Consider the following 14,272-nt stretch of genomic DNA (forward strand, 5'->3'; position numbering starts at 1 on the left):
GCCACGCCGTACGCCGCACCATCCTCGCCGAACTGCTCGGCCGAGGCCCTGTAACCCCTTCTGGAGGATGCCATGGAACCTTACGAACGCGAAGCCCTGGAAGCGGTGACCACGCGTCCCGTCCACCCCTACCGCACGCTCACCGTGGAGCGGATCACCCCCGTTCTGGGTGCTGAGGTCTCGGGAGTCGACCTGTCGAAGGAGGTGCCGGCGGAGCAACTCGACGAGATCCGGACCGCGTTCCGCGATCACCACGTGCTGGTCTTCCGCGACCAGGAGCTCACGGTGGAGGGTCACAAGCGTTTCGCCGGCGCCTTCGGAGAGCTGCGTCCGGTGAACCCGCCGCCCGAGGAGGGCGACCCCTACATCCTGGAGATCCGCACCACGTCGGCCGCGGCGAACGTGGCGGGCAACGGCTGGCACGCCGACGGCACGGCCGACGCCGAACCGTCGCTCGGCTCGATGCTGTACATCACCGAGATCCCCGAGCCGGGCTGCGGCGGCGACACCCTGTTCGCCAACATGCACCTGGCCTACGAACTGCTCTCCCCCGCGATGCGCTCGCTGCTGGACCAGCTCACCGCCGTACACGACGGCGCCCATGCCCTGGCGGGTTACACCCCGCCCGCCGACTACGTCATACCCAAGAGCGAGCACCCGCTCGTCGCCCGGCACCCCGAGACCGACCGCAAACTGCTCTACGTCAACAAGGCATACACCAGCCGCGTCCCGCAGCTCTCCGACCAGGAGAGCCGGGCCCTGCTCGACATGCTCTTCGACACCATCGCGCGTACGCCGATCCTGCACTGCCGTGTTCGCTGGACCCCGAACACCCTCGTGCTCTGGGACAACCGCTGCGTCCAGCACCACGCGACGTACGACTACTACCCCTACGCGCGCTACGGCCGGCGCGTCGCCATCAACGGCGGTCCCGTGAAGGGCTGACGGCGCACACGGAGGAGGAGTCGTGCGAGCAGCGGCAGGCCGCACGCACGACTCCTCGCTACGGCCTCGTGCTCGGGGTGCGGTGGCCTCGCCGTGCCGGCGAGGCCACCACATCCGTTGCCGGGTGCTCCGATGGACACATCGTCTCCGGCATCGGTCGTATGCGGCACCCCTACGCCGCGCCGTCGGTGCCGGATTCAGTCCGTGAGGGTGTTGTGGTTGACGATTCCCTCCACCATGTGGGCGATCGCCCCGGTCAACGGGCTGTCCACGCCGCCGCCCACCACGTCCGGGAGTCCGTGTGCCTCGGACTCGCCGGCTACCACCATGCCCCAGAACGCGTTGAAGCCCGAGGGGTCCTTCGGTTTGTCGGTGGCGGCGTTCACCGTCATCACTCCACCCACGTCGGCGACGGCGAGCGCACCCATCTGCCGCAGTGTGTCCGGGTCGTGCTCCTCGGCCGCGACCACGCTCCAGCCGGTCGCCTCGGTGTGCCGCAACGCCGCGGCGAGACTGCCGGCCGTGTCGGACCCGGTGAGGACGATGTCGGGCAGCACGAGGGCGACCGGGCCCTGCGTCAGCGGCAGGGCCGACCTGATCGCTCCCTCGAGCCCCGGTTGGATCGTGTCGTCCTGGTGGACGAAGACCGTCTGAAAAGTCTCGGAGTAGCGCGTCAGATAGCGCACGGTGTCGAGCTTGTGCGCGCCGAACACGACGACCAGGCGCACGTGAAGTCCGCTCTTGGCCAGCTCGACCACTGCTTCCAGACTGCGGTCCAGGATGGTGACCCCGGGAGCCAGACAGTGCAGCTCCTTCGGGTAGGGCGCGCCGAAACGTGTTCCGAATCCCGCACAGGGGAGGATGACCGAAACATCGGGGGCGGGCACGGACGAACCAGGCATTGAGTAGTTCTCCGTCTGTGTCGGCGATCGAATACCTTGCACACCCTGCCTGGCCCCGGCACTTGAGGCCAGACCTTCACGCCACACGACAGTCCGGCACACATCGCTGTCGACACCTCCGGACGGAGTCGGCCCGCGAGCGGACAGGGACCACCATCCGGGTACGGCGGGGCCTGGGGCTCCCTACCCATGCCGACCACCGGCAACTCCGAATTCCGCGGGTTCATTTGGGATTCCGGTAACGCCGCCCGCGCGGGGGCGGAGCACCGGCCTGACGGTGTGTCGGCCACGCCACCACGTCGAGCGACACACGCGGCCTACACTGCTGCCGCACAGTCGTGAAGACCGGCACATCAACGTCACAGGGCCGCCGTGTGCGGAACGTCGGCCGCACGGCACGACACCTGGGACGACGTAGCGAAAGAAGGCGCGGAATGCGGGTGTTGTTGTCCACGTACGGGACACGGGGCGATGTCCAGCCGCTGATGGCACTCGCCGTGCGATTGCGGACACTCGGTGCGGAGGTCCGGATGTGCGCACCGCCGGACGACGAGTTCGCCGATCGGCTCGCGGACATCGGAGTGCAACTCGTTCCGCTCTGTCCGCCGGTGGGAGAGCTGATGCGTGGATCGAGTCTGCCGTCGGCGGCGGAGCTGTCCCGGTACCGGACCGAGATGGTCGCCGCGCAGTTCGACGTCTTCCCCACCGCTGCCGACGGGTGTGACGTACTGGTGGCGGCCGGCCTGGCCCAGATCGCCGCACGGTCCGTGGCCGAGGCCGCGGGCATCCACTACGTGTACGCCAGCTACGCGGCCGTGCATCTGCCGTCCCCGCACCATGCGCCTCCCCCGCGGCCGGGCTGGCCGGAGCCCGAGGTGCACGACAACCGGACACGGTGGGAGCTGGACGCCGGCCATGTGAACGCGCAGTTCGGCGAGACCCTCAACAACCACCGGGCAGCGATCGGCCTCGCCCCGGTGGACAACGTCCGCGACCACGTCATCACCGACCGGCCGTGGCTGGCCGCCGATCCGGTCCTGGGCCCGTGGCTGCCCACGCCGGGCCTCGACGTCGTACACACGGGTGCGTGGAGCCTGCCGGACGAACGCCCGCTCCCGGACGACGTGACGGCGTTCCTGGACGCGGGCGCGCCCCCCGTCTACGTGGGGTTCGGCAGCATGCGTCCGTCGCAGGACGTCGTCCGCATGGCCACCGAGGCGATCCGCTCGCGGGGACACCGCGTCCTCGTGTCCTCCGGGTGGGCCGATCTTGAGCTGACCGACGGCCGGGACGACTGTTTCGCCGTCTCCGAGGTCAATCACCAGCGCCTGTTCACCAGGGTGGCCGCCGTGGTGCACCACGGCGGCGCGGGTACGACGTCGACGGCGGCCCGGGCGGGCGCGCCGCAGGTGGTGATACCGCTCCAGCTGTCGGACAACCCGTACTGGGCGAGCCGGGTGGCGGACCTGGACCTCGGTGCGGCACTGGACGGACCGCCTCCCACCGCCGAATCCCTGGACGTCGCGTTCAAGGCGGCCCTGGCGCCCGAGACCAGGGCACGGGCACGGGCTCTGGGAGGCCGGATACGCACGGACGGGGCGGCGGTGGCCGCAGGCCTGCTGGTCGAGGCGATTCGGTGAGGTGAACGGGCGGGGCGGCCTTTCTGCCGGGCGGATCGCCGACGCGGGCGCCGACACGTGGGTCCCCCGGCCCCGCCGAGCGCGCCGGCCGAAGGGTCGGGCACATACGGCCGGTGGGCGCCCGCGCCCCGGTGCCGGCCGACTGCCCGGCACTGCAGCACTCTCGGGCGCGGAGTCGCCGGTGAGGCGGCTCGCCGTCTCCCGGAGCCTGGGGTGGCGCCGCAGCAGAGGCGCTGCCACAGGAACCCCGGATGGCTGAAAGCAGCACGCGATCGCACCGGACCACTCGCGATGTCACCGCCTAGACCGGTGCATTTTTGACCATACGAGATCGAATCCACTGCCGGTCTCATCTCCGAATGAACAAATCCAGCCATCCGGCTCGTGGGAGAACGGGAGGACATTTCACCTAGGAACTCGGATATGGACCGGCACCAGACATGGCACGTCAGACTGCTTCATCCTCAAGGGCGCAACGACGCACGGAGCCCGGATCAGCCGGTTCCCGGCCACGGCCCGGACAGAGCCGCAGGAAACCGGTGAAGCGCCTCCTGCTCGTCCTGCTGCTGGCAGTGGTCGCCGTGGGCGCCGCACCGCACCTGCTGCACGCGCACGGCAGCCGGTCCGCAGGTGTGGCCGCCGTCGCACACAAGGAGGCTCCCAGCACTCCCCCGGCCACAGCAGCGGCGCCGTCGCCCTCATCGGCGGCGCCGTCGCCTGCCGTCGCCGGGGACACGGACGGATTCGTGACCGCGAGGATCTCCGCCCCACCGATCGGCACCGGCACCATCCGGCGTTTCAAGGTCCGGGTGGAGGACGGCATCGGAGTGTCGGCCGACGAGGTGGCCCGCGAGGTGTACGGGACTCTGGCTGACCGCAGATCCTGGACGGCGGACGGTCATGACGGCTTCCAGCTCGTCTCCGAGGGGGCCCGGGACTTCGTGGTCGTCGTCGCCTCGCCCGCGACGGTGGACAGGATCTGCGGAGCCGCGGGACTCCAGACACAGGGAGAGGTGAACTGCGACGTCGGCTCCCGCGTCATCGTCAATCTGAAGCGCTGGAACTCGGGATCCCCCAATTTCCACGGCCCGCTGGCCGACTACCGGGCACTGATCATCAACCACGAGGTCGGACACCGCATCGGGCACGGGCACGAAGGCTGCCCCGGGCCCGGCAGGCCGGCGCCCGCCATGATGCAGCAGATCGACGGCCTTCACGGCTGTCTGCCCAACGCCTGGCCGTACGACGAGCACGGCACGTATCTCGGTGGCCCCAAGGTGCCGTGAGCCGCGGTGAACGCCGCTGACGCGGAACATTCCGCGGACCGCCTGCGCGGCGGAGGTCAGGACGGCCTGTGTGTGACAAGACGCACACCCTGTCGGAAACGCGCATGGCCCCCGGCCTGCCGCCGGCATCGGGAGCACGGCGGTGATCGCCCCGCCGGATCACCGCCCGGCGACGTCACGATCCGCGACGTCGCCGAGCCGGGTACGGAATCGGGCCGCCGGCCCTCACCGGAGGTGTCCGCGGCCGACCCGCGACGTCAGGCGTCCGCCGACCCGACAGGTTCAGCTCAAGCGGCGCGTCACCGTGATCGTCCTCTGGGCGGCGGTGCCGTTGACGGTCACTCGGAGAATTGCGGTGCCCGGACGGAGTGCGGTGACCAGGCCGGTGGCAGGGTCGTAGGAGATGACCGATGCGGCCGCCCGGGACGCGTCCGTCCCGGCGGTCGAGCTCGTGATCTTGGCGCGGATACCGGACCAGTCCGCCCCGACCGGCCATGCGACCGGGACGGTTCGGGTGCCGTCCTGGGTCAGGGTGGCCGCCGCACGGGCCTGGTCACCGACTGCGAGCCGGTCCGGAGCGGTCAGGTTCACGGAGTCGGTGCGGGCGTGCATCTCCACCTGGAGCCACCGCTGTGCGTCGCGCGCAGGGACATCGAACCGGTCGTCGATGCGGCCCTTCCGCGGGTCGATGCCCAGCATGGTCCAGCCGGTGAAACCACCGTTGTCGGGCGTACTGGCCGGGTTCTTGCCGGAGTTGCCGTTGACGAGGTAGGGCACACCGTCGACCGTGGTCGCCGCGAACGCTCCTACGTGGCCGGCGACGAAGGCGGCGGACTTGTGGGCACCGGCCCGGAAGTCGGACAGCCACTTCTCGACCAGCTCCGCTTCCTTGCGGTCACCGAGTTGGCTGGCCTTGTCCGGCAGCGGGTCCTGGGTGGGGTGGTGCTCGAACACCACGACGCCGCTCACCGATCGGTCGTTCCGCGCAGCCTTCAACTGGTCGTGCAGGAGCTGGAGCTGTGCGAATCCGCCGCCGCGCAGGGTACCGCTGGAGCTGTCGAGGGTGATGAAGCGGGTGTGTTCCACGTCGAAGACGGAAGTGGTGTCGCCGAAGGCGGCTTCGAAGTTGACCGTGGACCCGGGGCCCATCGCCTCATGATTGCCCGGGACGTAGTGCCACGGGACTTTCCACCCGGTCCGCCTGTCGAACTCGTCGAGCAGGGTACGGGCGAGAGCGAAGTCGGCGGGTGCCCCCTCGTCGACGAGGTCACCGTTGATGACCAGTGCGTCGGGCTTGGTCCTGGCGATCTCGGCAAGGGTGCGGCGGGCGGCCTCGACGAGCGGACTGTCCGGGTCACGGGCGACGAACTGGGCGTCCGACATCACCGCGACCCGAAGCGGCCGGCCGTCGACGGTGCCGTCGGTGACCACCACAGGGTCGGTGAGCCTCGGCCCGGCCGGCAGTTCCACATCGGGCGCGACCTTGACGCGCAGATCGCTGATGGTCACCTCGCCCGTGTAGGAGCGGGCGGCACTGGTCTCCAGCAGACGGACGCGCTGCAGCGTGAGGGGGTAGGGGGTGCCCACCGGCACCGGGAACTCGACCTTGCGCCAGCCGGTCCAGGTGATCATGGGCCCGTCGAGGTTGGCGGTCACGCCGGCGGCCGTGCGGTACTGCAGGCGCGGCCATGAGCCGTTGCCGTCGCCGTCGATCCACATGGTGACCGCCTGCGGCTGTCCCGGGAGGGGAATCGCCTGCGGAGGGACCGCGTACTGCCCGCGGGTGGCCGTCGACCTGGTGAAGTCGTAGCCGAGGCGCAGTCCAGGTGTGCCGTCGTGCCCGAAGGCCGGGGCGACCGATCCGCCGGGAGCGCGGTCGTCGGCCGACGTCCAGGAGGCGGCGTCGGTGAGGTCCGCGAACGTGTTCTCGGCCAGGCCCACCGTGACGGCGACCTGCGTGGTCATCCTGCCCACGGTGAGACGCAGGGTGGTGGACGCCGCGTCCTTCAGACCTCGCAGGGTGAAGGTCGCGTCGCCTGCCGGCTGCAGCGACACCACACCGTCGCCACCGGCGATCTTGACGTCCGACGCATCGACGGGGGCGGAGTCCCCGAGGCCGTCGTAGCCGGTGACGGTGAGCCGGGCGGTGTCCTGGACGCCGTCGAGTGCGATCACGCTGCTGCTCGGAGCGATACGCACGGCGGGGGCCAGGACGGTCAGTGCAGCCTCTCCCGCAGCTCCGTGGCCACCGGAGACCTTCACACGGGTGACGCCGGGACGCCGGCCGGTGACGAGCGCGGTTCCGCTCCCGGAAGGCGTGACCGACACCTTGCCGGAGTCCTTCCACCTCAGCCGGCCCGCCGGCACCGGAGCGTACGTCTCGTCGTGGGCGAGCGCGCGAACGGTGCGGTGCAGGTGGGGGAACAGCTTGTCGGAGCCGTCCGCCGTGAGGGCGGGCCGGACACGGAACCCGTGGACCGCGCCGGAGCCGGGTGCGGCGAACAGACCGAGACCGTTGGCGACCTGGCGCTCCGAACCGTCCGACGGGCTGCTGATCAGGCCTGTGGTGGCTTCGCCGGGAAGCCGCGCGGCCATCGTGGTCGAACCGCCGCCGTCCATGTTCAGCGCGTTGGCGGCTCCGAGCCCCTTCATGAGGTCGCCGAGTTCGTTGAGGTCCATGCCCCTGCTGTCCGTCTGCTTGCCGTCGATCGCGACCATGAACATGGTGCGTCCGTCGGCGGAGAATCCGACGGCCGTACGCGAGGTCGCGGTGACCGTGTCGCCCTCGGTGAAGCGCCGGACGGTGCCGTTGTCGACCAGCACCTGGCCGCCCCCGACCGCGACGGCCACCTTCCCGAAGTCTGCTCTCGGCCGGTACGCGACGGACACCGCGTCGCCCACGCGCAGAACCGCCAGGCTGTCGGCACCCGCCTCGCGGCCGAGCAGCACACTCGTACCTGCGGGGATCGGATCCGAGCCGGCCGCGTGGCGTACCTCCGTGACCCTGCCGCCGCGCATCCTCACTTCGGTGACTCGTTCCGCGCCGGTCACGGGCTTGGTGTGAGGGGCCGGGCCCCATACGTCGGTGAACAGCCCGATCCCGTCGCGCGTGAGCTGCGGGGTGTTGACGCCGGAGAGCTTCAGCGGTCCGCTTCCCGGAAGGGTGACCTCCCCCTCCAGGAACACCTGGGCCAGTCCGCCGAGGCCGTCCGCACCGATGGCGACGGACTGGGCACGGCCCTCCGTCGCCGAGTTGACCATGCCGGCCTTGCGGGACACCGCCGCGCCGATGGGGGCGTCGGTGTCGTTCATGTCGAAGTAGTCGCCGTTGATGGCGGCGATCGCGCCGGTCCGGGCTGCCTGTTCGGTCACCTTCGATTTGCCGGTGACCGTGCCGGACGTGATGTGGTCCACCCGCAGGCGGTCTTCGGCCAGATCGGCGACGAGCACCTGCCCACGGACCCATCCATCGGTACCGAAGCGGTCGAAGCGCGTGAGGTCCAGGCCGGGCGCGACGGGTGTGCGGGTCTCGTCGGTCACGAGCGAGCGACCGGGGGTGCTGGGGATCAGGTTGTGGTTCCGCTCGGGCGAGGGTGCCGCCAACGGGATTGCGGGACCGAGGGCCTGAGCGGTCGTCATCATGCCCGCTCCGATGCTGAGCGAGGTCGCCAGGGCGAGGACGACGACGCTGCGCCGCACGGCGGATCGCGCTCGGGGACGGTTGGGATCAAGAGGGAGCGCCACGGGGTGACTTCCTTCGAAGCTGTAGGGAGTGGGGCACTCCGAGTGGACGCGCGGCTCATGTCCTGGCACCGCGTCTCGCATGATCACAAGGGAGGCGCGAGATGAACACTGGCTGACATCCAGCGTGTGAGGGCCGCTCATGCTGTAGAGGAGAGGCCCCCCTTCTCGGCCTCCGGAGCCAGGCTGCCCACCGCTTCCTGCGCGCCCGTTCGAGAAGGCGGCGAGGTGACGCATCAAGTCACCGGGATGGCCCGGTGGACACAGCGTCGGCGCGTAGAGCACGCATCGCGAAGGCACCGGCGAGGGGCCCGGGCGCGAGCAGGAGGAAGGCGTACTGCCAGTCGACGACTTCGGCCAGAAGGGGGGTGAGCTGGATGGTGACGACGGTGAGGGCAAACCCGATCGCGGTCTGGGCGGTCAGGGCGGTTCCCACGTACCGCTGATCGGCGACCTCGCTGAGGGTGGTGGAGAAGACCCCGGAGTCCGCGATCACGGCGGCGCCCCACAGCGTGCAGAAGGCCAGGAGGACCGCGGGCGAGGAATGGAAGAGGAACGGGGAGAGCAGGCAGCACACGCCGCTGACGAGGAGCGCGACCAGGGCGGCCGGCGGGCGGCCGTACCGGTCGGCGCCCCAGCCGCCGAGCAGACAGCCGACCACTCCGCCGATCCCCATGGTGAGGAACACCGCGATCTCGACCGAGCCGGGCAGCTCTTCGGCAGCTCTCGTGGCCAGCAGGAACGACGGGATCCAGGTCCACAGGGCGTAGAGCTCCCACATGTGGCCGAAGTAGCCGAGGTTCGTCAGGCGCGGCCCGCGTTCGGTGAACATCGTCAGCGCGTAGCGAGGGTTGCGGATCGTGGCGGCAGGCGCCACATGCGGACCGAGCCGGACGAGGAGCAGGCAGATCGCGGAACCCAGCAGACCGGCGGCCGCAGCCGCGAGCAGGACGCCCCGCCACGGCAGCGAACCCACGCCGGCGATGAGATGGGGAAGCGTGGAGCCTAGGGTGAGCGCGGCGATGAGGATGCCCATCGTGAGCCCGCGCCCTGAGCGTGCGGCCCAGGAGGCCATGAGTTTCATTCCGACGGGGTAGACGCCGGCCAGGAACACACCGGTCAGGAAGCGCAGCGGGATGGCGAGGGCGAGTCCGTGCACCGATACGGCCAGCACGACGGTGCAGGCGGCTGCGGCGGCCGCGCAGGCGGAGAGAAGGCGCGGGGCCGGAATCCGGTCCGCCAGGTTCAGGGTGGTCGACGTGAGTGCCCCGGCGACGAAGCCGAACTGCACGGAGGCGGTCAGCCATACGGCCCCGCCGGAGGTGAGTCCCCATTCGTTCCGCAGACTCGGCACGACAGCCGACATGGAGAACCACACGGCGAGACCGAGCACCTGCACGGTTGCGATCGCGCCGCGCTGCACACCGACGTTCAAAGTTGTTTCCCCGCATACCTCGTGGTTGCTCCGGACCACCCCGCACGGTAGCCGAGCCACGCCGCATCAAGTCGGGTGCGGGGGGCTGCGCCCTGCCACGCGTTCTCGTCCTGCCCGTCCCTGCGGGTTGCGGGCTGCGGGCTGCGGGCTGCGGGCTGCGGGCTGCGGGCTGCGGGCTGCGGGCTGCGGGCTGCCCAGACGATCACGGTCGTGGGTGCCGGGGCACGGAGCCCGCATCAGCATCATCGTCGAGTTCTTCGCCCGGAGTGATCCACATGGATCTGGCGGAGCCGTCAGCAGCGCCCGGCGCCGAGGCCAGCGTGTCTACTGCTGGGTCGCGTAGGGATCGGGGCTCCCCGGGTGGTGTGCGACACCCACCACCCTCAGGGAGCACGGCCCGGCAGGCAGGTCCGGGCCGGTCCAGGTGCTCCGGCCGGTTCGCATGCTCCGGCCGGTTGGGTGCTCCGGCCGGTCTGTGTACGCCGGCCGGTTCGGTGCTTCGGCCGGTTCAGGTTCCGCCGGCCGGTTGGGTGCTCCGGTCGGTTCAGGCCTGCCGGATCGCGGAGATGTCGAAGGTGAGCTTGATCTTGTCACTGATCAGCACACCCCCACCCTCCAGCGCCGCGTTGTAGGTCAGACCCCAGTCACTACGGTTGACCGTCGCCGAACCATCGAAACCGACCCGCACATTACCCATCGGGTCCACAACCTCACCGTTCAGCGTCAGCTCCAACGACACCGGACGACTCACACCCTTGATCGTCAGCTCACCATCCATCCGGAACGTGTCCTCATCCACCCGCTCCGCACCCGTACTCCGAAAGACCATCTCCGGAAACTCCTCCACCGCGAAGAAATCACCGTTCAACAGGTGCTCATCACGACCGGCCAGCGCCGTATCGATACTCGCAACCTTGATCACGACCTCCGCCGTCGACGCCGACGGCTCCGAACCATCCAGACGCAGCCGACCGTCATACTCCGTGAAACGCCCACGCATCGTCGTGACCTTCGCATACTTCAACGAAAACCCGATCTCGCTGTGCGTCGAATCGATCACGTAGTCACCCGTCAGATGCGACAGACTCGAACCCGACACACCAGCAGAAACACCAGCCACGACAGGAGCGACAACAGCAGCACTCCTACGGTTGAACAGACCCATGACGTACTCCTCCAAAGAGATGACAATTGCTGCACTTGTCAACCTTTGCCCCCTTTGCACCATTCCCCAGGACGCACTCATGCCCTGTGACGGCCATCACCGTGTCTCGAGTCACAAGGCAAGGCGCACCGATCGCTCACAGCCACCGGTCTCGCGGACACCGGCGGTGCGGCCACTCCAGGCCTCGCGACAGCGGCACGACCCCACTACCGGCGTCCGGCACGACGCCGGTTCCGCGCAAGAAGAACGCCGACCCCGCACAGAGAGAACGGGGTCGGCGTAGTCGCACAGGGAGCGAGCCCCACACGGGCGAGCAAGCCACTCGTCCGCCTGTCGCGCCGAGAGCACCCGGGAAGTGCCGCTAATGGGTGGGGCAGGGTGTGCGTCTCAGGCCGCATTCAGCGACGCGGACAGGTTTCCCTTGACGGCGCGGGTGGTCTCGTCAGCCAGGATCTCGGACAAGCCGGCTTCGATGCCGTCCAGCGCCTGCCTCGCGACGTCCGAGGGGTCACTCTTCCGGTCGGCGGGGACGTCTGCGGCCATGTCGGTGTCCATATAGGCGACGTGCAGCGCCGAGACGGCGATGCCGCGAGGCTCCAGTTCCTGCCGCGTCGCGTTGGTCAGCGCCCATGCGGCCGCCTTGGTCGCGGCGTAGGACCCGAGGGCGGCCGGATGCAGCCAGGACAGGACGGACAGGACATTGAGCACGACACCTCCGCCGTTGCCCTCGATGACGGGGGCGAACGCCCTGGTCGCGGCGAGCGGCCCGAAGAAGTTCGTCTCCATCTCCAGCCGGACGGCATCCAGGTCGCCCGCAGCCAGGGAGGCGCCCGTGGACATGCCCGCGTTGTTGACCAGGAGCGTCGCGTCGGACGCGGCGCGGGCCGCCGCCCGGATGGACTCCTCGTCCGTCACGTCCACCCGCAGGGGGATGACGCCCGGGAGGTCGATCGTCTCGGGACGGCGCGCCGTGCCGTACACCTTCGCTCCACGCTCCACGAGCTGTGCGGCCAGGTGCCGCCCCAGGCCGCGGTTGGCACCGGTGACGACGACGACTGCGTTCTTCAGTTCCATGTCAGTTCCTTGCCCTGAGGGTGGATCGATCCGCCCGGAGATTTAGATTACATCCACAATCTAAGCACTGGTCTACGATAGATGCCAGTCGACATCCCATCGGAGGTGGATCATGGGCCGGGTATCGCAGGCTCAGGCGGAGGAGAACCGCCGACGGGTGGTGGAGACCGCTTCCCGGCTGTTCCGGGAGCGCGGAACCCACGTCAGCGTGGCCGACCTCATGAAGGCGTCCGGTCTCACCCACGGCGGCTTCTACAAGCAGTTCGACTCCAAGGAGGCGCTCGTCGACGAGGCCACCTCCCACGCCTTCGACGAGTTCACCCGGCTCCAGCAGGGCAGGACGGAGCGGCAGGCAGCGACACGCGACGCCGCCCAGCAGGCGTTGATCGACAACTACCTCTCCGTCGAGCACCGCGACAATCCGGCGCGGGGATGCCCCGTCGCCGCCCTCGCCACCGACGTGGCCCGACAGCCCGACGACCGCGAAGGACGCCGCATCTTCACCGACGGAGTCGGCGCGTTCGCCGAACAGCTCGCCACCGACGACCAGGACGGCATCGCCCGACTGTGCACCATGGTCGGGGCGCTCGTCCTGGCGCGGGCGACCGAGGGCTCCCCGCTCTCCGAGGACATCCTCAGCGCCGCGCGCGCGGCGCTGACCGGCGCCGGCTGACGAAGGCAGCCGGCGCCTCGTGCGCGGAGCGCGCGAGGCGCCGGCCCGTGGGCCGCAGGCAGCTACGCGGGCGTGCGTATCGCGCGTACGTGGATGTCGGCCGGTTGCGGTCCAGGTTCACGCCGAGGCAGCCGCAAGGCAGACGTGACCACCAAGCCCTGCCGGGCCCCCGGTATCTCACCCCTGACCGGACGCGAACTCGCCAGGACCGCCTGGCAGCCGACGTGACCGAGCCCGTCCCTGCGGGGCATGTCCGGGCGTCCGGGCTGTGCCTCCTTCCGGCAGGGACAGCTCAGGAAAGCAGCGCTCGCATGCGCTCCACGGCCGACTCCGCCTGTTCTCGGCTCCGCCTGCCCAGGCCGCAGGCCGTGGCGATATCGACCTCCATGCCGGTTTCGCGCTCGACGAGATCCCTCACCGCACGCTGGTCCTCGACCGTCGCGCCCTCGTGCGCGAGTCCGGCGACGAGCGTTGTATTCGGCGCAATGTCCAGCTCGCGCAGGGGCGCGTAGAAGGTGGGGTCGGTCGTGGGAGGCTCCTCCCCACCGCACAGGGGGATGTGCACGAACTCCAGGGTCCGGCCGTCCGGCCAGCGCCGGGCCAGTACGTTGGTCAGCCTTACGAGCGGCGCGACCGACGAGGGCCTGACCCGGGCCTTGTGACCCATGTCCCCCACACAGAGGTGCATCCCGAGCCTCGCCCCCTGCGGAGCCCGGCGGACCTGACGAAGCACCAGCCCGCCGAGCGCATCCGCTGCCCGTCGCTGCAGCGACGACGGCATCGACGCCACAGCGATCGCTGCCGCGGGCGTCTCGATCTGTATCACCACCCGGTTCCCTGCATGCGCCACCATCCGCTCGACCTGCGCGGTCACTGCGTCGAGGAAGACCCCCGCCCACCGCAGCGCGCCGATCGGACCGAAGATGAACAGCGCCAGGTCGAGATAGCTGGGTACGCCGACCTGCAGTGGACGTTCTGCCGTCGCCGGCGTACCCGCGGCCTGCAGCGCGTCGAGCTCCTCTTCTGCCCACTCTGCGAGATGCAGTGGTATGTCCCCGGGGGTCAGTCGGTGCCCGCGTCGCACGGCAAGGCGGTCGACGTCGTCGTAGTCGCTCCAGTCACCTTCCTGACGAGCCGTGACTTTGGGGCCGGCCTTGAGCTCCTTCACCAGTGGGACGAACCACGAGAGCCGAGGGCCGGTCTCGCCACCGGACAGGCGCCTGATCTCTCCATGGAGTTGCCCGGTCTGTGCGGCGAAGGCGGCTGCTGCGGTGTCGAATTGCGGTAACGTCCCGACGAAGTGCAGTCGGCGCCCCTGCGAGCCCGCCGCGCGAGAGTTGATCATCATCACATCGTGCCACCAGCGCCGTCGCGAGGAAATGCCCGGCCCTCGTCGAGCAACAAGACCGCG

At 69.8% G+C, this 14,272-nt stretch carries 10 protein-coding genes; 4 read left to right on the plus strand and 6 right to left on the minus strand.

Annotation, left to right across the window (positions count from 1 at the left end; genetic code table 11):
• Positions 1–72 precede the first annotated feature (72 nt).
• Entirely contained in the window at positions 73–945 is an 873-nt protein-coding gene (locus tag OHT61_RS00695; RefSeq protein ID WP_329034035.1) for a TauD/TfdA dioxygenase family protein, read from the plus strand.
• Between the two features lie 197 nt (positions 946–1,142).
• On the opposite strand, the gene OHT61_RS00700 is transcribed toward OHT61_RS00695, so the two are convergent.
• On the minus strand, positions 1,143–1,847 hold the full coding sequence (locus tag OHT61_RS00700) for an NTP transferase domain-containing protein (protein WP_329034037.1): 705 nt from the start codon (positions 1,845–1,847) through the stop codon (positions 1,143–1,145).
• Between the two features lie 434 nt (positions 1,848–2,281).
• On the opposite strand from OHT61_RS00700, the gene OHT61_RS00705 reads away from it, so the two are divergent.
• Positions 2,282–3,487, plus strand: coding sequence for a glycosyltransferase (locus OHT61_RS00705; RefSeq protein ID WP_329034039.1), 1,206 nt, complete (start codon positions 2,282–2,284; stop codon positions 3,485–3,487).
• Between the two features lie 440 nt (positions 3,488–3,927).
• On the plus strand, positions 3,928–4,773 hold the full coding sequence (locus OHT61_RS00710; RefSeq protein ID WP_443049338.1) for a DUF3152 domain-containing protein: 846 nt from the start codon (positions 3,928–3,930) through the stop codon (positions 4,771–4,773).
• 282 nt (positions 4,774–5,055) lie between these two features.
• Here the strand turns inward: OHT61_RS00710 and OHT61_RS00715 are convergent, their stop codons facing one another.
• The 4 genes from OHT61_RS00715 to OHT61_RS00730 all read right to left on the minus strand — a co-directional run bounded on the left by OHT61_RS00715 (position 5,056) and on the right by OHT61_RS00730 (position 12,188).
• Positions 5,056–8,517: a phosphodiester glycosidase family protein gene (locus OHT61_RS00715; protein ID WP_329034042.1), complete on the minus strand. Its 3,462-nt coding sequence runs from the start codon at positions 8,515–8,517 to the stop codon at positions 5,056–5,058.
• 238 nt (positions 8,518–8,755) lie between these two features.
• The gene (locus tag OHT61_RS00720; protein WP_329034044.1) at positions 8,756–9,949 is read right to left on the minus strand and encodes an MFS transporter; all 1,194 of its coding nucleotides are present in this window, start codon (positions 9,947–9,949) and stop codon (positions 8,756–8,758) included.
• Positions 9,950–10,493: 544 nt separating this feature from the next.
• Complete coding sequence (locus OHT61_RS00725) at positions 10,494–11,114, minus strand: YceI family protein (RefSeq protein ID WP_329034046.1); 621 nt, start codon at positions 11,112–11,114, stop codon at positions 10,494–10,496.
• Between the two features lie 387 nt (positions 11,115–11,501).
• Positions 11,502–12,188, minus strand: a complete 687-nt coding sequence (locus tag OHT61_RS00730) for an SDR family oxidoreductase (RefSeq protein WP_329034047.1) — start codon at positions 12,186–12,188, stop codon at positions 11,502–11,504.
• A gap of 112 nt (positions 12,189–12,300) precedes the next feature.
• On the opposite strand from OHT61_RS00730, the gene OHT61_RS00735 reads away from it, so the two are divergent.
• Complete coding sequence (locus OHT61_RS00735) at positions 12,301–12,861, plus strand: TetR/AcrR family transcriptional regulator (protein WP_329034049.1); 561 nt, start codon at positions 12,301–12,303, stop codon at positions 12,859–12,861.
• Between the two features lie 292 nt (positions 12,862–13,153).
• On the opposite strand, the gene OHT61_RS00740 is transcribed toward OHT61_RS00735, so the two are convergent.
• Entirely contained in the window at positions 13,154–14,212 is a 1,059-nt protein-coding gene (locus OHT61_RS00740; RefSeq protein WP_329034051.1) for a hypothetical protein, read from the minus strand.
• Between the last annotated feature and the right edge of the window lie 60 nt (positions 14,213–14,272).

The organism is Streptomyces sp. NBC_00178 (genome assembly GCF_036206005.1).
In the GTDB taxonomy this organism is placed as follows: Bacteria; Actinomycetota; Actinomycetes; order Streptomycetales; family Streptomycetaceae; genus Streptomyces.